Origin of the sequence: Streptomyces iranensis (assembly GCF_017874715.1) — a bacterium.
GTDB classification, from domain to species: Bacteria; Actinomycetota; Actinomycetes; order Streptomycetales; family Streptomycetaceae; genus Streptomyces; species Streptomyces iranensis.
The window spans coordinates 150,198-170,357 of record NZ_JAGGLR010000016.1 but is presented as its reverse complement, the minus strand read 5'-3'; the positions used below and the strand labels follow the sequence as shown (position 1 = coordinate 170,357).

Annotated in this window: 15 protein-coding genes; 6 read left to right on the top strand and 9 right to left on the bottom strand. The window is 72.4% G+C overall.

Features of this window, described 5'->3' with window-relative positions; translation table 11 throughout:
- Positions 1-104: 104 nt before the first annotated feature.
- Positions 105-854, bottom strand: a complete 750-nt coding sequence (locus J2Z30_RS28270; RefSeq protein WP_044577651.1) for a GntR family transcriptional regulator — start codon at positions 852-854, stop codon at positions 105-107.
- Between the two features lie 39 nt (positions 855-893).
- A complete protein-coding gene (gene hmgA, locus J2Z30_RS28265; protein ID WP_245388525.1) occupies positions 894-2,315 on the bottom strand; it encodes a homogentisate 1,2-dioxygenase in 1,422 nt (473 codons plus the stop codon).
- Positions 2,316-2,401: 86 nt separating this feature from the next.
- On the opposite strand from hmgA, the gene J2Z30_RS28260 reads away from it, so the two are divergent.
- The 4 genes from J2Z30_RS28260 to J2Z30_RS28245 all read left to right on the top strand — a co-directional run bounded on the left by J2Z30_RS28260 (position 2,402) and on the right by J2Z30_RS28245 (position 8,359).
- Positions 2,402-3,103: a TetR/AcrR family transcriptional regulator gene (locus J2Z30_RS28260; protein WP_044577653.1), complete on the top strand. Its 702-nt coding sequence runs from the start codon at positions 2,402-2,404 to the stop codon at positions 3,101-3,103.
- Positions 3,104-3,234: 131 nt separating this feature from the next.
- Complete coding sequence (locus J2Z30_RS28255) at positions 3,235-5,463, top strand: molybdopterin oxidoreductase family protein (protein ID WP_044577655.1); 2,229 nt, start codon at positions 3,235-3,237, stop codon at positions 5,461-5,463.
- Between the two features lie 121 nt (positions 5,464-5,584).
- Positions 5,585-7,057 (top strand): CitMHS family transporter, encoded by a 1,473-nt coding sequence (locus tag J2Z30_RS28250; RefSeq protein WP_044577656.1) that lies wholly within the window; start codon positions 5,585-5,587, stop codon positions 7,055-7,057.
- Positions 7,058-7,060: 3 nt separating this feature from the next.
- Complete coding sequence (locus J2Z30_RS28245; RefSeq protein WP_044577658.1) at positions 7,061-8,359, top strand: MFS transporter; 1,299 nt, start codon at positions 7,061-7,063, stop codon at positions 8,357-8,359.
- A gap of 18 nt (positions 8,360-8,377) precedes the next feature.
- On the opposite strand, the gene J2Z30_RS28240 is transcribed toward J2Z30_RS28245, so the two are convergent.
- Positions 8,378-8,896: a DUF402 domain-containing protein gene (locus J2Z30_RS28240; RefSeq protein ID WP_044577660.1), complete on the bottom strand. Its 519-nt coding sequence runs from the start codon at positions 8,894-8,896 to the stop codon at positions 8,378-8,380.
- A gap of 51 nt (positions 8,897-8,947) precedes the next feature.
- On the opposite strand from J2Z30_RS28240, the gene sigJ reads away from it, so the two are divergent.
- Positions 8,948-9,901, top strand: coding sequence for an RNA polymerase sigma factor SigJ (gene sigJ / locus J2Z30_RS28235; protein WP_078956981.1), 954 nt, complete (start codon positions 8,948-8,950; stop codon positions 9,899-9,901).
- Complete coding sequence (locus J2Z30_RS28230) at positions 9,898-10,680, top strand: aminotransferase class IV family protein (protein ID WP_044577663.1); 783 nt, start codon at positions 9,898-9,900, stop codon at positions 10,678-10,680. Before sigJ ends, J2Z30_RS28230 begins: the two co-directional genes overlap by 4 nt.
- A 1,043-nt stretch (positions 10,681-11,723) precedes the next feature.
- Here J2Z30_RS28230 and J2Z30_RS28225 read toward each other — a convergent pair.
- The 6 genes from J2Z30_RS28225 to ispG form a co-directional block, all read right to left on the bottom strand.
- Positions 11,724-13,961: an MMPL family transporter gene (locus J2Z30_RS28225; RefSeq protein ID WP_052701651.1), complete on the bottom strand. Its 2,238-nt coding sequence runs from the start codon at positions 13,959-13,961 to the stop codon at positions 11,724-11,726.
- A gap of 97 nt (positions 13,962-14,058) precedes the next feature.
- Entirely contained in the window at positions 14,059-14,814 is a 756-nt protein-coding gene (locus J2Z30_RS28220; RefSeq protein WP_044577665.1) for a transmembrane-type terpene cyclase, read from the bottom strand.
- Positions 14,815-14,888: 74 nt separating this feature from the next.
- Positions 14,889-16,508, bottom strand: a complete 1,620-nt coding sequence (locus tag J2Z30_RS28215; protein ID WP_044577667.1) for a class I adenylate-forming enzyme family protein — start codon at positions 16,506-16,508, stop codon at positions 14,889-14,891.
- A 276-nt stretch (positions 16,509-16,784) separates the two neighbouring features.
- A complete protein-coding gene (locus J2Z30_RS28210; protein ID WP_044577670.1) occupies positions 16,785-17,753 on the bottom strand; it encodes a UbiA family prenyltransferase in 969 nt (322 codons plus the stop codon).
- Positions 17,750-18,958: a 4-hydroxybenzoate 3-monooxygenase gene (locus J2Z30_RS28205; protein WP_308280093.1), complete on the bottom strand. Its 1,209-nt coding sequence runs from the start codon at positions 18,956-18,958 to the stop codon at positions 17,750-17,752. The genes J2Z30_RS28210 and J2Z30_RS28205 overlap by 4 nt, the downstream gene beginning before the upstream one ends.
- Before the next feature lie 10 nt (positions 18,959-18,968).
- Entirely contained in the window at positions 18,969-20,120 is a 1,152-nt protein-coding gene (gene ispG / locus J2Z30_RS28200; protein ID WP_044577672.1) for a flavodoxin-dependent (E)-4-hydroxy-3-methylbut-2-enyl-diphosphate synthase, read from the bottom strand.
- Positions 20,121-20,160 lie beyond the last annotated feature (40 nt).

Genomic DNA, 20,160 nt, shown 5'->3' with positions numbered 1-20,160 from the left:
GGGGCGGAGCCCCGCACGCGGCGGAGCCGCATATCGTCAGGTGTCGGGAAGGGGCGGGGAGGGGAGCAGCCACGCCGCAGGCGTCACGACCCGGCGGGTGCCGCTCAGTCCGCCTCGACCGTGACCGAGAAGGAGAACCGGTCGCCCCGGTAGTGGATGCGGGCCACGTCCACCACGCGGCCGCTCTCGTCGTAGGTCACCCCCGTGTAGTGCAGGATCGGGCTGAGCAGCGGGACCTGGAGCAGCCGGGAGGTCTCGGGGTCGGCGAGGCGGGCCTCCACCGTGTCCGTGATCCGGCTGATCCGCACCCCCACCGCGTCCCGCAGCACCTTCGTCATCGGCCATCGGGCGAGGTCCGCGAGGTCGATGCGGTCGGCCAGCTCGGGGCGGACCAGGTTCTCCGCCCAGTTGGTGGGCTCGCCGCTGTGGCCGTCCCGGCGCAGCCTGCGGTAGGCGGTCGCCTCGTCCAGGCCCGGGAAGTACTCCGCGAGCGCCGCCGGCACCGGTGCCGGGCCGTGCTCCAGCACCGTCGTCCGCTCACCCGACTGCTGGGCCACGATCGCGTCCACCGACCCCAGCAGCCGCACCGGCGCGGCCCGCCGGGCGTTCGGCTCGATGAAGGTGCCGCGCCGCCGGTGGCGGCTGATGAGCCCCTCGGTCTCCAGCTCCTTCAGCGCCTGCCGCATGGTGAGCACGCTGACCCCGTAGTGCTCGGCCAGCCGGTCCTCGGTCGGCAGCCGCAGCGGATCGTGCGGGGCCCGCCCGAGTATCGAGGCCCGCAGCGACTGCGACACCTGGTACCACAGCGGCAACTTGCGGTTGAGGGCGAGGGAGTCGGGGGCGAAGGTGGTCACACGGTCTCCGGTCGACGCGGGCGGCAACGGCGGCGGCGTTCAGGGACGGAAATGGCGTTCCAGACCCTGCCATACGTCGTCATAGCGCCCCTGGAGGTGGTCCGCCTCCAGCGCCTGCCGGGTGGCCGTGACCGGCCAGCGCGTCTCGAACATGAAGGCCAGCCCGTCGTCCAGCTTGTGCGGCGCCAGCTCGGCCGCGCTCGCCCGCAGAAATGTCTCATGGTCCGGGCCGTGCGCGGACATCATGTTGTGCAGTGAGCCACCGCCCGGTACGAAGCCCCCCGCGCCGCCGGTCTTCGCGTCGTACGCGCCCTCGATCAGCCCCATGTACTCGCTCATCACATTGCGGTGGAAGTACGGCGGCCGGAAGGTGTCCTCCCCGACCAGCCAGCGCGGGGCGAAGACCACGAAGTCCACGCCCGCGAGCCCGGGGGTGTCGGAGGGCGAGGTGAGCACCGTGAAGATGGACGGGTCCGGGTGGTCGTAGCTGATGGTGCCGAGCACATTGAAGCGGCGCAGGTCGTACACGTACGGCACATGGGTGCCGTGCCAGGCGACCACGTCCAGCGGCGAGTGGTCGTAGGTGGCGGCCCACAGATTGCCGCAGAACTTGTTGACCACCTCCACCGGGCGCTCCACGTCCTCGTACGCGGCGACCGGGGCGAGGAAGTCCCGGGGGTTCGCCAGCCCGTTGGCGCCGATCGGGCCGAGGTCGGGGAGGGTGAAGGGGCGGCCGTAGTTCTCGCACACATAGCCGCGCACCGACGGCTCCAGCGGCTCCACCCGGAACCGCACCCCGCGCGGGATCAGCGCCATATGCCCCGGCTCGGCGCGCAGCAGGCCGAACTCGGTGTGCAGCAGCAGCCCGCCCCGCTCGGGGACGATCAGCAGCTCGCCGTCCGCGTCGCTGAACACCCGGTCGGTCATGGGGGCGTTGGCGGCGTAGAGGTGGATGGCCATCCCCGCGCGCTGGGTGGCGTCGCCGTTGCCGCCCAGCGTCCACAGCCCGGCCAGGAAGTCGGTGCCCTTCGGCGGCTCCGGCAGCGGGTCCCAGCGCAGCCGGTTGGGGTCGGGCACGGCCTCGGTGAAGGGTGCCCCGCGCAGCGCGCCGCCCGCGATGCGGGTGAACGGCGGATGCGCGGCGGAGGGCCGGATGCGGTACAGCCAGGAGCGGCGGTTGGTGGCGCGCGGCTCGGTGAAGGCGCTGCCGCTCAGCTGCTCCGCGTAGAGCCCGAGCGGGGCGCGCTGGGGGGAGTTGCGGCCGATGGGCAGTGCGCCGGGCACGGCCTCACTGCTGTGCTCATTGCCGAAACCGGAGGCGTAGACCAGCTCTTCGGCCGTCTTGCGCGCCCGCTCGATCCCCTGTTCGTGTCCTCGCTGACTGCCGTGCTGATCGCCGTGCTGCTTGCCGTGCTGCTTGCTGTGCTGTTTGCCGTGCTGGATCCCCGTGCCGTCGCCCATCGCGCGCTCCCACCGCTCCGCCGCACACCACTAGATTCCACTTGATTCCTCTGTCAGACGATAGGAATCGAAACCCGGGCTCGTCAATGATCGGGCAGGATGGTGGCGTGCCCATACCGCCCCTCCGCCGCCATCCGGTCCAGCGCCGCAGCGCCGAGCGCCTCGGCCGGATCCTCGACGCGTGTGCCGAGCTCCTCGACGAGATCAGCTACGAAGAGCTGAGCACCCGGGCCGTCGCCGAGCGCGCCAACGTGCCCATCGGCTCCGTCTACCGCTTCTTCTCCAACAAGCGGGCGATGGCCGAGGCCCTGGCCCACCGCAATCTGGACGAGTACGCCGAGCGGATCACCCGGCGGCTGGCCGCCTCGGACGCCGCCTCCGCCTCCGCCTCCGGTTCAGCCTCCGTCTCCGCCTCCGGCTCCGGGCCGGACGGGGGCGGCGGCTGGCGGGAGGCGATGGACGTCGTCGTGGACGAGTATCTGGCGATGAAGCGCGGGGCCCCGGGCTTCGCGCTCATCGAGTTCGGCCATCCGGTCCCGGCCACCGCGCCGCCGGAGCAGCCCAACCATCTGGTCGCCGACCGGCTGCGGACGCTGCTCGCCGACCGGCTCCGGACGGGCGGGGACGAGGCGACCGAGGAGCGGCTTCGGGTGGCCTTCCTGCTCGCGGTCGAGACGGCGGACGCGCTGCTGCGGCTGGCGTTCCGGATGGACCCGGAGGGCGATCCGGCGATCGTGGCGGAGACGAAGGAGCTGCTGCGCGCCTATCTGGCCCGGGTCCTGGACTGATCCGGGGTCCACGCGGAGGTCCGGTCGGCCGGGGGTTCCCGCCGATCCCTCCCCGACATGCCTACCAGTCGGTATGGTGAGCGGGTCCGGCGCGTCATCGCGGCCTCGCCGCCGTTCCCTGGGAGAGACCGATGAGCACTGCCCCGCGTATCTGCCCGCTCTGCGAGGCCACCTGCGGGCTGACCCTCACCATCGACGAGGGGAGGGTGACCGGGGCGCGCGGCGATCGTGAGGACGTCTTCAGCCGTGGCTTCATCTGCCCCAAGGGTGCGGCGTTCGGGCAGCTCGACGCCGACCCCGACCGGCTGCGGCGCCCCCTCGTCCGCCGTGCCGGGCGGCTGGTGGAAACCGGCTGGGACGAGGCGTTCGCGGCCGTGGCGGAGGGGCTGGCCCCGCTGCTGCGCGAGCACGGGCCGCAGTCCGTGGGCGTCGTGCTCGGCAACCCCAATGTGCACACCGTGGCCGGAGGGCTCTATCCGCCACTGCTGCTCGGCGCGCTGCGCACCCGTAACGTCTTCAGCGCCAGCACCCTCGACCAGATGCCCAAGCATGTCTCCAGCGGGCTGCTGTACGGGGACGCCAACGCGCTTCCGGTGCCCGACCTGGACCGTACGGACCATCTGCTGATGCTCGGCGCCAACCCGCTGGACTCCAACGGCAGTCTGTGCACCGCCCCCGACTTCCCCGGGCGGCTGCGGGCGCTGCGGCGGCGCGGCGGCCGGCTGGTGGTGGTCGACCCCCGGCGCACCCGTACGGCTGCGCTGGCCGACCGCCATGTGGCGATCCGGCCCGGCACCGACGCCCTGCTGCTCTTCGCCATGGTGCAGGTGCTGTTCGCCGAGGACCTGGTGGCGCCCGGCCCGCTCGCCGAGCATGTCAGCGGCGTGGCGGAGGTGCGGCGGCTGGCCGCGGACTTCCCGCCGGAGGCGGTGGCCGAGGCGTGCGATGTGCCCGCCGAGGAGATCCGCACCCTCACCCGTGAGCTGGCCGCCGCGTCCCAGGGCGTGGTGTACGGGCGGGTGGGCTCGACCACCGTCGAGTTCGGCACCCTCACCAGCTGGCTGGTCGATGTGGTCAACGTGCTCATCGGACAGCTGGACCGGCCCGGCGGCATGATGTTCCCGCTCGCCGCGACCGGTCGCCGGGAGCGCCCGGCGCGGCCCGGGAAGGGGTTCGCGCTCGGCCGCTGGCACAGCCGGGTCAGCGGATACCCCGAGGCCAAGGGCGAACTGCCCACCGTCGCGCTCGCCGAGGAGATCGAGACCCCGGGCGAGGGGCGGATACGGGCGGTGCTGGCGCTCGCGGCCAACCCCGTGCTCTCCGCGCCGGACGGCGACCGCCTGGACCGGGCGCTGGCCGGGCTCGACTTCATGGTCAGCGTCGATCCGTACCTCAACGAGACCTCGCGCCACGCCCATGTGGTGCTGCCCCCGCCGCCGCCCAGCCGCAGCCCCCACTTCGACTACGCCTTCAACAGCCTGGCCGTGCGCAACCAGGTCCGCTACACCCGCCCCGCCCTCCCCCTGGAGGCGGACCGGCTGAGCGAGAGCGCCATCCTGGCGCGGCTGGTGCTGTGCGTGAGCGGGAACGGCGGCGCGGACCCGGAGGCGGTGGACGCCATGGCGATCCAGGGGACCCTCGGCAAGGAGGTCGCCGACCCGTACTCGCCGGTGCACGGACGCGAGCCCGGCGAGCTGGCCGCGCTGCTGACCGGGGTGGACGGCCCCGAGCGCCGGCTGGACATGATGCTGCGGCTGGGCCCGTACGGCGACGGCTTCGGCGCCGACCCCGAGGGGCTGAGCCTGGAGAAGCTGCTCGCCCATCCGCACGGCATCGACCTGGGTCCGCTGCGGCCGCGCCTTCCGGGGCTGCTGAAGACCCGTAGCGGCACGGTGGAGCTGTGCCCGGAGCCGCTGGCCGCCGATGTGGAGCGGCTGCGCCGGTCGCAGGCCGACCGGCCCTCGGGGCTGCTGCTGGTCGGCCGCCGCCATCTGCGTTCCAACAACAGCTGGATGCACAACGTCCCGGCCCTGATGGGCGGCAGCAACCGCTGCACGCTCCAGGTGCACCCCGAGGACGCCACCCGGCTGGGGCTGGCGGACGGCGGTCTGGCCCGGGTCAAGGGCGAGGGCGGGGAACTGGAGGTGCCGGTCGAGGTGACGGACGCGGTACGGGCCGGAGTGGTGAGCCTGCCGCACGGCTGGGGCCATGCCCGCCCCGGCGTCCGGCTGTCCGTGGCCGGGGCCCGACCCGGGGTCAATGTCAACCAGCTCTTCGACGGCTCACGGCTGGATCCGCTCTCGGGGACGGCGGTGCTCAATGGCCACCCGGTGCGCGTATCACCCTCGCTACGGCACTGACCTGGGGTTTTGCGCTTATTGCTCACGCGTCAAGACCTTGTTAACGGAAAGTTGCGGCACCTAACGTCGCCTCGACCGCCAAATCTGGGGGAGTTCAAAGGCGAACGTGAGGTAGCCAACTATGCTGACCATCCTCGGCTTCGTCATGATCGCGACATTCCTTGTCCTGATCATGATGAAGAAGATGTCCCCGATGGGTGCCCTGGTGCTCATCCCCGCGCTGTTCTGTGTGCTTGTCGGGAAGGGGGCGCACCTCGGGGACTACGTCCTCAAGGGCGTCGGCGATCTGGCACCCACGGCCGCCATGCTGATGTTCGCGATCATCTACTTCGGGGTGATGATCGACGTCGGCCTCTTCGACCCGATCGTCCGGCTCATCCTGCGGTTCTGCAAGGCGGATCCGATGCGGGTGGTGGTCGGCACGGCGATCCTCGCGGCGATCGTCTCGCTCGACGGAGACGGCTCCACCACCTTCATGATCACTGTGTCGGCCATGGTGCCGCTCTACCGGCGGCTGAAGATGAGCCTCGTGGTGATGACCGGTGTCGCGGCCATGGCCAACGGCGTGATGAACACGCTGCCCTGGGGCGGCCCGACCGCCCGCGCCGCCGCCGCGCTCAAGGTCGACGCCAGCGACATCTTCGTGCCGATGATCCCGGCCCTCGCGGTCGGTCTGCTCTTCGTCATCGCCCTCGCCTACGGCCTTGGCCTGCGGGAGCGCAAGCGGCTCGGCGTGCTGACGCTGGACGAGGTCACCGCGGGCGACCCCGAGCAGGTGCTGGTCGGCGCGGGCTCCGGCGGCACGGGGGCCAAGGGCCGTAAGGGCGGCAAGGGCGCGCTGACCGGCGGCGGCGCGGGCTCCGGCACCGACGCGGAGGCCCGGTCCTCGAACGGCTCCGGCTCCTCGGACGGCTCCGCTTCCTCGGACGCCGCCGACGAGGACGACGACGAGTTGAAGGGGCTCGACCCCCACCGCGCCACCCTGCGCCCCAAGCTCTACTGGTTCAACGCGGCCCTGACCGTCGCGCTGCTCGCCCTGATGGTGACCGAGACCATGCCGATCCCGGTCCTCTTCCTGCTCGCCGCCGCCGTCGCGCTCACCGTCAACTTCCCGCAGATGAGCGACCAGAAGGCCCGTATAGCCGCACACGCCGAGAACGTCGTCAACGTCTCCGGCATGGTCTTCGCCGCGGCCGTCTTCACCGGCGTCCTCACCGGCACCGGCATGGTCGAGCACATGGCCCGCTGGCTGGTCGACGGCGTCCCCGAGGGCATGGGCCCGCATATGGCCATCGTCACCGGTGTGCTGTCCCTCCCGCTCACCTACTTCATGTCCAACGACGGCTTCTACTTCGGCATCGTGCCGATCCTCGCCGAGGCCGGGGCCGCCCACGGGGTCTCCGCGCTGGAGATCGCCCGCGCCTCGCTCGTCGGACAGGCCCTGCACATGTCGAGCCCGCTGGTCCCCGCCGTCTACGTGCTCGTCGGCATGGCGAAGGTCGAATTCGGCGACCACACCCGGTTCACCGTTAAATGGGCGGCGCTCACCTCCCTGGTGGTGCTCGCCGCGGGTCTCGCCTTCGGCATCATCTGACCCGTGAAGATCTCAAAGCCCGCCAGGGGCTGGCTGCTGCGCCTGGTCATCGCCTTCTCGTTCACCCAGGGGGCGGTGAGCATGGCGCGGCCGGCCGTCTCCTACCGGGCGCTGGCGCTCGGCGCCGACGCCCGTGCCATCGGTGTGATCGCCGGTATCTACGCCCTGCTGCCGCTGTTCGCCGCCGTACCGCTGGGGCGGCGCACCGATCACGGGCGGTGCGCGCCGCTGCTGCCCGTCGGGGTCGCCCTCATCGCCACCGGATGCGCGTTCAGCGGCACGGCCGGATCGCTGCCCGCGATGGCCGCGTGGAGCGGGGTGATGGGCCTCGGCCATCTGTCGTTCGTCATCGGCGCCCAGTCCATCGTGGCCCGCCAGAGCGCGCCCGAGGACCAGGACCGCAATTTCGGCCACTTCACCATCGGCGCCTCGCTCGGCCAGCTCATCGGGCCCATCGCGGCCGGTCTGGTGGTCTCCGAACACGACGGGGCGATGGGCCGCACCAGCGCCGCCGCGCTGTTCGTCTCCGCCGCCCTCGCGGCCTTCTCCGTCACCTCGCTGTGGCGCATCGAGCGCCGCCCCGACGGTACGGCGGCCGGGCCCGCCAAGGGGGCCCCGGCCCGCAAGGTCTCCGTACGGTCCATCCTGACCACCCGCGGGGTCGCCTCCGGCATGTTCATCAGCCTCGCGGTGCTCTCCGCCACCGACATCCTCACCGCCTATCTGCCGGTCGTCGGCGAACAGCGCGGTATCTCGCCCGCGGTCGTCGGTGTGCTGCTCAGCCTGCGCGCCGCCGCCACCGTGGCCTGCCGGCTCGCCATGACCCCGATGATCCGGCTGATGGGCCGCACCGTACTGATGGCCGTCAGCTGTCTGGGCGCCGCGCTGCTGTGCGCGGGCATCGCCCTGCCGGTGCCCGCCTGGGCGCTCGGGGTGCTGCTGGCCGGGCTCGGCTTCTGCCTCGGCGTGGGCCAGCCGCTGTCGATGACGACCGTCGTCCAGGCGGCCCCCGAGGCGGCGCGCAGCACGGCCCTCGCGCTGCGGCTCACCGGCAACCGGCTCGGCCAGGTGGCCGCGCCCGCCTCCGCCGGTGTGCTCGCGGGGCTCGCGGGCACCGCCGCACCCTTCGTCATGCTGGGCGGACTGCTCCTGATATCGGCGGCGATAGCCGTCCGGCCGCTGCGCGGCCGCCCGGCCGCGGATCCCGCCGGGGACCGGCCGGTGCCGGAGGAGCCGCGTGCCAAGGGGCGTACGGAGGAGTCTTCCCCGGCCTCGCGGTCCACGGGACGGCCACCCCGGTGAGGCGACCGCGAGACGGTCTCAGGGGCGCTCGCCGTCGACCATGGCCAGCCACGCCCTGGAGGCGTCCCCGAACGGCTCGGCGCGCCCGTCGACCGCGTCCATCAGCCACCGCCCCGCCGCCTCGGCCTCCGCTATGACGTCCGCCGGGTAGCCGTACCGCACCTGGTGCTCGGCGAACTCGTCCTCGTCGTCCATCAGGGTCGAGCCGTCCGTCCGCTTGCGGATGACATCGAGGTCCAGGTCCACCATCGACACCTCGTGCGAAGAGAGCCACTCGGGAGGCGTGGCGATGTCGCAGTAGATCTCGGTCTCCCGGGGCGGGGCGTTGAACACCGCCGTCCACCACGCGTCGCGCGGGAAGAGGATCACATGCGCGCAGGGGATCGGCACCATCGGGCCGTACCCCTTGCGCATGACGGCGCCGCCGGGCAGCCCCAGCCAGACGCCGTGGTCGTCCTCGCCCAGCCTGCGCATCCGCAGGTTCCAGTGCAGAGTGCCGTCGTACTTGCGGTAGTTGACGGATACGAGATCTGGCATGAGCCGATCCTATGCGCTGGCCGGAGCGGCGTGCCGCCTACCATCGGTGTAATGGACACCCCCGTATCACCGTGGAAGGACCGCGCGGGACCGCAGGACAGGCCGGTGCCGGATGCGGGGAGCGAGGACTTCCTCCACCACCGTGAGCTGCTCTTCTCCATCGTCTACAACATGCTCGGCACGGTCGCCGACACCGAGGACGTGGTGCAGGAGACCTGGCTGTCCTGGGCGTCGGTCCAGGACAAGGAGATCGCCAACCCCCGGGCCTATCTGGTGCGGATCGCCGTCAACCACGCGCTCAGCCAGATGCGCCGTGCCCGCCGCAGCCGGGAGAGCTATATCGGCCCCTGGCTGCCCGAGCCCGTGCTGACCGAGCCGGACACCCCCGACACCGCGATCCGCACCGAATCGGTGTCCCTGGCGATGCTGGTGGTCCTGGAGACCCTGACCCCCTTGCAGCGCGCGGTGTTCGTGCTGCGCGAGGCGTTCGCGTACGACCACGCGGAGATCGCCGCGATCCTGGGCCGCAGCCCGGCCGCCGTCCGCCAGCTCGCCCACCGCGCCAAGGAACGCGTCGAGGCCCGCCGGCCGCGCTACGACCTCGACCGCTCCACCCAGCGCATCGTCACCGAGCGGTTCCTCGACGCGGCCATCGGCGGCGACCTCGACGCCCTGATGGACGTCCTGGCCCCGGAGGTGGTCATGTGGAGCGACGGCGGCGGCAAGCGCCGCGCCGCGCTCCGCGTGATCGAGGGCCGGGAGAAGGTGGCCCGCCTGGTGGCCGCCGTCAGCGCCCAGCTGCCCACCTTCAACGCGCGCCCGGTGCAGATCAACGGCGGCCCGGGGGTGGTCCTGTTCATCGGCGGGACGCTGTACGCGGCCGCGGTGTTCGACCCCGCGCCCGACGGCGAGCGGGTGCGCGGCATCTACGGTCTGATCAATCCCGACAAGCTCGGCCGACTCGCCGAGTCCGTCCACCCCCCGGCTGGAAGACTGCCCCCATGACAGAGCTGAACGGGGAACCGGCGGGCATCCGCGAGCTGACGGCGCTGGCCATGACCAACTACGGCCACTTCACCACCATGCGGGTGGAGGACGGGCGGGTACGCGGGCTGTCCCTCCATCTGGACCGGCTGGTACGGGACTGCGGTGTGCTGTTCGGCACCGACCCGGACCGCGACCGCGTCCGCGAACTGGCCCGGCGCGCCGTCGCGGACACCGCGGGACCGCTCACGGTCCGGGTCACCGTGTACGACCCCGACCTCGGGCTGGAGCGGCCGGGAGCCGAGGCCACACCGCGGATCCTGGTCACCACCCGGCCCGCCGCCGCACCCTCGCTGCCGCCGCTGAGCGTGCGCACCGCACCGCACCACCGCGACCTGCCGGAGGTCAAACACGTCGGGCTGTTCGGACTGTTGCGGCTGCGCCGCCTGGCCCAGCTCGACGGCTACGACGACGTACTGCTCACGGACGAGCGGGGCGCGGTGTCCGAGGGCGCGACCTGGAACGTGGGGTTCTTCGACGGCGATCGCCTGCTCTGGCCGGACGCCGTATGCCTGCCCGGCGTCACCCAGGAACTGCTCCGCCGCGGCCACGGCGGCCCGCAGCACACCGCGCGGATCGACCGCGAGCGGCTCGGCGAACTGCGCGCGGCCTTCGCCCTCAACGCGGGGGTGGGCGTACGGCCGATCCGGTCGATCGACGGGGTGGAGTTCGACCCGGAGCATCCCGTCCTGGCCACGCTGCGCAAGGAGTACGCCACGACGGAAGCGGAACCGCTGTAGCCCGGGGCGCATGAGGGGCGCCCGGCGGACCGCACCGCCTGCGGCGGGCCCTCCCCCTCCCCGCCCCTCCCCAAAACTGGGGCTCCGCCCCAGACCCCAGCGAGCCTCCGCCCCGGCCCCCAGCGGGGCTCCGCCCCAGGCCCCAGCGGGGCTCCGCCCCAGGCCCCCGCGGGGCTCCGCCCCGGCCCCCAGCGGGGCTCCGCCCCAGACCCCAGCGAGCCTCCGCCCCGGCCCCCAGCGGGGCTCCGCCCCAGGCCCCAGCGGGGCTCCGCCCCAGGCCCCAGCGAGCCTCCGCCCCGGCCCCCAGCGGGGTTCCGTCCCGGGCCCCGGTGGGGTTCCGTCCCGGGCCCCGGCGGGGTTCCGCCCCGGGCCCCGGTGGGACTCCGCCCTGGGCCTCAGCTGGGCTCCGCTCCGGACCCCGGCGGGGTTCCGCCCCGGACCTCGGTGGGGTTCCGTCCCGGGCCCCAGCTGGGTTCCGCCCCGGACCCCGGTGCGGCTCCGCCCCGGACCCCGGTGCGGCTCCGCCCCGGGCCCCGGTGGGGCTCCGCCCTGGGCCTCAGCTGGGCTCCGCTCCGGACCCCGGCGGGGTTCCGCCCCGGACCTCGGTGGGGTTCCGTCCCGGGCCCCAGCTGGGTTCCGCTCCGGACCCCGGTGCGGCTCCGCCCCGGGCCCCGGTGGGGCTCCGCTCCAGACCCCGGTGGGGCTCCGCCCCGGGGCCCGAAACTGGGGCTTCGCCCCGGACGCCGGAGCGGGGTTTCGTCCCAGACGTCGGGCCGGGGCTTCGCCCTTTCCGGAGCGTCGATCCGCGGCTCCGCCGCGCGGCGGCGGGTCCGGCTCGGGCCTCGGGGTCCAGGGGCGAAGCCCCTGGTATCGGGAAGGGGCGGGGAGGGGACAGATCCGCCGGACCTCCCGGAGGCGGCCCGCGTGTGACGGCCCGTGAGGGGGCGACGGCGTGAAACGGCCCGCCAGGCCGCCCGCGTGCGGCGGGTCCGCCGCCCGGGGTGCCGGGCGGCGGACCCGTGAGCCGCCTGCGTGGTGGGCCGTCAGCCGGTCAGGGCCCGGTCGCCGTCGCGCCGGGGCGCCGGGGCCGAGGGCTCCTCGCGCAGGCCGTACCGGCTGTGCAGCCGCCGCAGCGGCGCCGGGGCCCACCAGGTGGCGCGCCCGCCCAGCCGCATCGCGGCGGGCAGCACGGCTCCCCGGATGAGTGTCGCGTCCATCAGCACGGCCAGCGGCAGCCCGACCCCGTACGCCTTCACCAGCGAGATGCCGGAGACGGTGAAGGCAAGGAAGACCACCGAGATCGCCACCGCCGCCGCGGTCACGATGCGGCCGGTGCGTTCCAGCCCCTGGGCGACGGCGGCCGTGGGCGAGCCGGTCAGCTCGTACTCCTCGCGCATCCGGGACAGCAGGAAGACCTGGTAGTCCATCGCGAGCCCGAAGGCGAGGCCGAAGAGCATCACCGGGATCGTCGCGGCGATGTTGCCGGTCGGGGTGAAGTCGCCGAACAGCCCCGCGAGATGGCCGTCCTGGAAGACCCACACCAGCGCGCCGAAGGTGGCCGTCAGGCTCAGCGCGCTGAGCACCAGCGCGAGGAACGGCAGCATCACGCTTCCGGTCACCAGGAACAGCAGCACCAGCATGGTCAGCAGCACGGTGCCCAGGGCGTACGGAAGCCACTTCTCCAGCGCCGCCGCGGCGTCGTGGTTGGTGGCCGCGGCCCCGCCCACCAGTGCCTCGAACGGGGCCTTCTGCGAGCGGATCTCGCCGACCAGCCGGTCCGCGTCGTCCGCGCTGGCCGTCTCCGGCACCACGGAGAAGTAGACGGCGTCACCGGAGGCGTAGCGCGCGTACCGCTGGTCGGGCGGGGCGGCCTGGCGGCCCTCGGCGTAGGCGCCGGTGGCGGTGCGCACCGCGGCCACGTGCGGCAGCTGGGACAGCCGCTTCGCGTACGCGCCGACGGCCGCCCGGTCGGAGCCGCCCTCGGGCGCCACGACCTGCAGCGCGTTCTGCTCACTGCTGTCGAACTCGGCGCGTACGGTGTCGGCCACCTGACGTGCCGACGAGGACGCGGGCATCACCCGCTCGTCCGGCATGCCGAGGTTGATGCCGAGGAACGGCGCGCCGAGCAGCAGCAGGAACGCGGTCACGATGGTCACGATCGGCACCGGGCGCCGCATCACGGTGGTGGCCAGCCGGTGCCAGAAGCCGCTCTCCACGTTCCGGGCGGCCGCCTCGGGGCCAACCCCGCGCCGCTTGCGGAACACCCGGCCCTTCTCGATGCGGTCACCGAGCAGCGCGAGCAGAGCCGGCAGCACGATGAGCGAGGACGCCCCGGACAGCAGCGCCGTGAGCGCCCCCGCATAGCCCATGGACCGCACCGCCTGGAGCGGGAACCAGGCCATGGCCAGGGATGAGACGGCCACGGTCAGCGCCGAGAAGGTCACGGTGCGCCCGGCGGAGGTCAGCGTCGCCCGGATGGCGTCCGGCGGGGCGAGCCCCGACCGCAGCTCCTCCCGGTAGCGGCTGACCATCAGCAGGCTGTAGTCGATGGCCAGGCCCAGACCCAGCAGGGTCACCACGCTCGCCGCGAGCGAGCCGACCGTCGTGACGCTCGCCAGGATCCACGTCAGACCCATCGTCAGCATCATCGCCACCAGGGCGACGGCCAGCGGCAGCGCCGCGGCCACCGCGCTGCCGAAGATGAACACCAGCGCGACGAGGGTGATCGGGATGGCGACCGTCTCACCGGTGGTGGCGTCCTTCTGGCCCTGTTCCAGCAGCTCCCGCTGGAACTTCGTATAGCCGCCGAACTTCACCTCCAGCCCGCCCCGCGAGCCCTCGTAACGGTCGGCCAGCTCGGCGACGCGCTTCTGCGACGTGGTGTCGTCCCCGGTGACCGTACCCATGATCAGGGCCTTGTGACCGCTCTTGCCGCGCAGCTGCGGGGCCTTCCCTGTGGTCCAGTAGGAGCTGACGTTCGCCACTCCGGGTTCCTTGCCCAGCTTCCGGGTGAGCTCGGTGCCCGCCGCCGTCACGGACGGGTCGTCCACCCGCCCCTTCGACGTCACCAGCAGCGTGAGATTGGGCAGCCCCTGCCCGAACCTCTTGTCCAGCGCGGTGATCGCCCGCGATGACTCCGATTTCGGATCGTCGAAACCGCCCGCCGTCAGCTTGTCGAACAACGTCGTACTCGCCACCCCGCCGACCACGGCGAGCAGCAGGCCGACGACCAACACCGCCAGGCGCCTCCGCACGACGAAACCGGCCAGTCTGTCCAGCATTCCCTCTTCCTTCCTCAAGCGCACCGCGTCCGGAATCCCGTCACGGCATCCCAGACGCCGAGCCCCTCCCGGATGTGACATCCCCGGGCCGCGTCGCTCACCGAACGGCTGTCAGAACGCCGGGGTCGTCGGGGACCTCGGCCGGGCCCCGGTTCCAGGCCCACGGCGAGCGGCCCTCCTCGCGGACCTTGCGGTACAGCAGCACGCAGTAGGTCGCGTCGATGGTCCAGACGGTCAGGAAGAGGAAGATGAACAGGTGGTGGCCCGGGTACATCACCAGCACCGTCCAGCCCGCGAAGAACGATCCGATGCCCTTGGCGAGGGCCACGTACATCGACTGCCCGAGCGAGGAGCCGCGGCGGCTCAGCATGAAGATGAAGGACAGGCTCAGGAACACGTTCAGCCCGGTGCCGGTGTAGATGCCGGTGGCGTCCTTGAGCTCATAGGTCGTCATGATGTGGAAGACCGCGGACCAGGCGATGACGCCGAAGACCATCCACCGGAAGGCCCGCCGGCTCATACCGGGATAGTCCTTCCATCCGTAGGCCAGCGTCTGCCGGAGGATGAAGCAGTCGACCAGGAACCAGCTGAGGTTGATCGGGCGTTGCACATCGGCCTGGTCCAGGATGAGGGAGAGGGTGAACTCCCAGGCGAGGTTGACCTCGACCACGAAGACGGGAATCCCCACCCGCTTGTCCAGTTTGGCGCGGTAGATGGCGAGTCCGTACGCCACCAGCCAGCCCGATGCGCACGGGCCCATCAGGATCCAGAACAGCCAACTCGGCCGGTCCGCCTCCGGCAGCGTCACCGGGGCGACGTTCGGGAGGTCGATGAGAGCGGGCGGGAACCACACGGCTAATTACCCCTCGTTCACGGTGGATGGATTCGTCTCGCTGCGATTGCGTGGCGTTGCTCGCATGGCGCGGGTCACGTCCACTGGCCGGTGCCGTAGGTGTCGCTGGAACCCAGCAGCTGTTCGCGCAGCTCCCCCCGGCGCACCTTCCAGGTGGCGGTGCGCGGCATCTCGTCCCAGGGCACGAGCCGGGGCTTGCCCATCTCGGGCAGGCCACGGCAGGCGCGGTCCCACTCCTGGGGGTCCAGGGCGTCGTCGCGCATGCACAGGACCGGGATCGGCAGCTGCCCGGGGACCCCGAGCACGATCACCTCGGAGGCCCGGTCCAGCCGGTCGAGCAGAGTGGACTCCAGCTCGATGCTGCTCATCCCGGGGATCATGTCGACCTCGCGGTCGATCAGCCGGATGCGGCCGTAGCCCGCGTATTCGCCCAGGTCGCCGGTGTTCCACCAGCGGCCCTGGTCCTTGGCGCGGTGCCGGTCGTCCTCGCCCAGATAGGTCAGACAGCGCGACTTGGTCCTCACCATCAGCAGCCCCGGCTTCCCCCGGGGCCGTTTGCGGCCGGTCTCCGGGTCCACGACCTTGACCCGGACCAGCGGCGGGAACCCGACGTTGGTGGCGTCGTGCGCCCGGGGCCTGTCCGCGCGGACCATGGAGCGGGTGGCCACCCCGGCGGCGATGCCCGCGATCTCCGACTGCCCCACGCCCCAGGCCCACAGCGGCAGCCGGACCCGGGAGGCGCCGAGGAACTTGCGGACCGTCCTGGGGTGCACCGCGTCGAAGGTGCTGATGAACCGCCGTACGCCCGCGAACAGTTCGGGCCGGGTGTCGGCCAGCTCCTCCCAGTACTGGAAGACGTTCGGACAGGCCTCCAGCGAGGTGGGCGGGTGCGCGGCCAGCATGCGCGCCACGTTCTCCAGCCCCGGCTCTGAGAGGATCACCATCTTCCGCGGCCCGCGGAACAGCGTCCCGTTGGTCCACGACAGATTGCGGTTGTGGGCGAAGGAGATCCCGCTGGCCACCACGTCCTCCGGCCGGGAGGTCATCAGCGGCAGCCGGTAGGACTCGATGCGGAACGGCACCGCCGCGAGCGTGGTGGCGGGCGAGTGCACCACCAGCTTCGGCACGCCCGTGGTGCCCGAGGTGTGGGTGACCAGCATGGGCTCATGGCGGCCGCGGAACCGCACCGGTGGCCGGGCGCCGCCGCGCACATCGTCGATGCGCAGCGTCTCCCCGGGCAGCCCCGGGCGGTCCTCGCCGACGGCCACCAGCGTCATCCCCGGGTCGTCGAGCGCGATCCCGGCGGCGGTCATCCGCGCCAGCACCGTGGTGCCCATCACCAGCACCTTCGGGGAGATCCTGGTGAGCAGGGTGCGGATATGCGCCTCCGACCGGATGGGCGCGATCATCACCGGCAGCGCCCCGAGCCGGGCGGCGGCCGCGGCGAGCAGGATGAAGTCGTAGTGGTTCTCCTTGACGATGGCGAGCCGGTCGCCGTGGCGCAGCCCCGCCCCGTGCAGCCACCCCGCGGCGTCCTCCACCGTCGCCGCCAGGGCGGGCACGTCGAAGCGGGTTCCGGAGTCCGGGGCGATGTCGAAGGGCCGGTCCAGATGCATGACCGTCGGCCTGCCCCGTTCGGCGGCCCAGTGGAACAACCGGCCTACGTTGACAGGCCGTTGAGAACGCGCCGCCATGCTCATCTCCTTGTATAGGGGTGCGAACGGGGGTGGGACAGGGGTACGGCTAGGTGGCCCGCCCCTTCCCGCGGCATCCATTTGCGGCTCCGCCGCGTGGCAGGGGTTCCGCCCCTGGACCCCGGACGCCCTTCGGGCGTGTCCTCAATCGCCGGACGGGCTGAAATCAGCCCCTCCGGCGATTGAGGAGCGGGGTCTGGGGCGGAGCCCCAGTTGTGGGAAGGGGCGGGTAGGGGAACAGCTCGCCGCAGGCGTACGCGTACCGTCGGACACCCCTTACGTCAGGACATACAGCGCGGGCGCCAGCAGACCCAGGAAGCCCAGGTCGTAGGCGTACAGCCCGAGCTTGCGGGCGCTCAGCCAGCGCCCCCGCAGCGGGCCCTCGCGCAGCTGGGCCGCGTGGAGGGCGGTGGCGGGCAGCAGGGTCAGCAGGGTCCACCACGGCCACCGGGTGGTCAGGCCCAGGACGCAGATCAGCGTGGCCGAGGCCAGGAAGAAGACGGCCATGGCGGTCTTGTAGACCCGCGGCCCGGTCGACGCGGCCAGCGTGCGGCGGCCCACCGAGCGGTCCCCGTCCGCGTCGTTGACGTTGGAGTAGCTGCTCACCATGACCAGCCAGAGCCCCAGCAACAGGCCCACCAGCACCGCGGGGGAGGACCAGTGCCGCTCCACCGCCAGGTACGGGGCCAGCAGCCCGGCCGTGGTGGCCAGGCACAGCAGCGTCTCCGCACCGCCCCGGTGGTAGCTCAGCCGCAGCCCGGCCGAGTACTGCACGCTGAAGAAGAACCCGACCCCGTAGAGGAGGTAGGCCACGGCCGGAGCCCGCCAGTCCAGCGCCCAGAACGCGCCGATCCCCGCGAGCACCGCGACCGAGGCCGCGCAGGCGATGAACCGCACCGCCTCGCGCTCGGTGACCGCCCCGCTGAGCAGCGGCTTGCCCCGGATGTCGCGCTTGGTGTCACCGGCCCTGTAGTTGCGGGCGTCGCTGCCGTTGCGGAAGCCCACCAGGTCGTCGGTGGCACAGGTGCAGGTGACGATGCCCATGGAGCCGAGCAGGAACAGCAGCATCGCGGCGGTGGTCCCCGGGCGGTCGCGCGCCTGCGGGCTCAAGGCGAGCCACGCCATGCCCCAGCCGAAGTAGTTCTGATACACGAAGATCTTCGACAGCCGGAACAGACCGCGCGCCACGTCCCCGCCGCGGCGGGTGCGCGCCGTCGTCCGGCTCTCGCTCGTCAGCGAGGTCACGGCCGTCCTCCCCGGGCCGGGGTCCGCTCCCGCGCCAGGCCCACATAGTTCTCGGCGAAGTCCCGCGCGGCGGCGGGGGAGTGCACCACGGCCTCGAGCCGGGCGTGCTGCAGCCGCTCGTCGAACACCCGGCCCTCCGTCGGCCGGTGCAGCAGCCGCGACATCCAGTCGGAGAACTCCTGCGCCTGCCAGACCCCGGGCAGACAGGCGGCCGAATAGCCGTCCAGCGGGCCGCGGTCGCCGGTTTCGTAGAACTCCCGGAAGGCCGCGGCGAGCACCTTGATGTCCGCCACGGCGAGGTTGAGCCCCTTGGCCGCGGTCGGCGGCACGATATGCGCGGCGTCTCCGGCCAGGAACAGCCGCCCGTAGCTCATCGGCTCGGTGACGAAGCCACGCAGCGCCACACAGCTCTTCTCCAGGACCGGCCCCTCGGCCAGCTCAGGGGCGCCGTCGATGTCCAGCCGGGTGTGCAGCTCCTTCCAGATCCGCTCATCGGGCCAGTTCTCCACCGGCTCACCGGCCTCCACCTGGAGATAGAGCCGGCTCACCGCGGGGGAGCGCATGCTGTGCAGCGCGAAGCCGCGGCCGTGCACCGCGTAGATCAGCTCCTCGGCGGCGGGCGGGGCCTGGGCCAGCACCCCGAGCCAGGCGTACGGATACGCGCGCTCGTAGGTCGTCAGCGCGCCGGGCGGCACGGAGCGGCGGGAGACCCCGTGGAATCCGTCGCAGCCCGCGACGAAGTCACAGGCGATCTCCACCGGTTCGCCCGCCACCGTGCAGCGCACGGCCGGTGTGTCCGTCTCCAGGCCCCGCAGCTCGATGTCGGGCACGTCGAACCACAGCCGCGCCCCGGCCTCGGTCCGGGCCCGGATCAGATCCTTCACCAGCTCCTGCTGGCCGTACATATGGACGGTCCGGCCGGTCAGCTCGGTGAAGGGCATCCGGTGGGCGCGCGAGCCGAACCGGAAGACGAAGCCCTCGTGGACCAGCCCCTCGCGGTCCAGCCGGTCGGTCAGACCGGCCGCGCGCAGGAAGTCCACGGTGCCGCCCTCCAGCAGCCCGGCCCGCACCCGCTTCTCCACGTAGGCCCGGCTCCGCCGCTCCAGCACGATCGAGTCCACCCCGGAGAGCCGGAGCAGATGGGAGAGCAGCAGACCGCCGGGGCCCGCCCCGACGATCGCCACCCGCGTTGTCAGGCGCTTCACGGATGCCCCCTCATCCCACGCTGACGGTGGGGGACTCGGGGGCGTCCTGCGGGCCCGCCTCGTCGGCCAGGCGCATGGCCTCCTCGATCAGGGTCTCAACGATCTTGCTCTCGGGGACGGTCTTGATGACCTTCCCCTTGACGAAGATCTGGCCCTTGCCGTTGCCGGACGCGACACCGAGATCGGCCTCCCGCGCCTCACCCGGGCCGTTGACCACACACCCCATCACCGCGACCCGCAGCGGCACTTCCATGCCCTCGAGGCCGGCGGTGACCTGGTCGGCCAGCTTGTACACATCCACCTGGGCCCGGCCGCAGGAGGGGCAGGAGACGATCTCCAGCTTGCGCGGCCGCAGATTGAGCGACTGCAGGATCTGGGTGCCGACCTTCACCTCCTCCATCGGAGGCGCCGACAGCGACACCCGGATGGTGTCGCCGATGCCCTGCCGCAGCAGCGCGCCGAAGGCCACCGCGGACTTGACGGTGCCCTGGAAGGCGGGGCCCGCCTCGGTCACCCCCAGGTGCAGCGGATAGTCGCAGGACTCGGCGAGCAGCTCATAGGCGCGCACCATGACCACCGGGTCGTTGTGCTTCACCGAGATCTTCAGATCGTGGAAGTCGTGCTCGGCGAAGAGCTCCGCCTCCCACAGCGCCGACTCCACCAGCGCCTCGGGGGTGGCCTTGCCGTGCTTGGCCATCAGCCGCGCGTCCAGCGAGCCGGCGTTCACTCCGATGCGGATCGGGGTGCCGTGGTCCTTCGCGGCGCGGGCGATCTCCTTGACCTTGTCGTCGAACTTCTTGATGTTCCCCGGGTTCACCCGCACCGCCGCGCACCCCGCCTCGATGGCGGCGAACACGTACTTGGGCTGGAAGTGGATGTCGGCGATCACCGGGATCTTGGACTTGCGGGCGATCTGCGGCAGCGCGTCGGCGTCGTCCTGGCTGGGGCAGGCCACCCGGACGATGTCACAGCCGGTCGCGGTCAGCTCGGCGATCTGCTGGAGGGTGGCGTTGACATCGGCGGTGACGGTGGTCGTCATGGACTGCACGGAGACCGGGAAGTCGCTGCCGACCCCCACCGCGCCGACGCGGAGCTGACGGGTGACACGGCGCTTGCCGAGCACCGGTGGCGGCGCGGCGGGCAGGCCGAGATCGACGGTCATCGGGAATCCTCCTCAAGGCGCCGGACGCCCGGCGCACGGT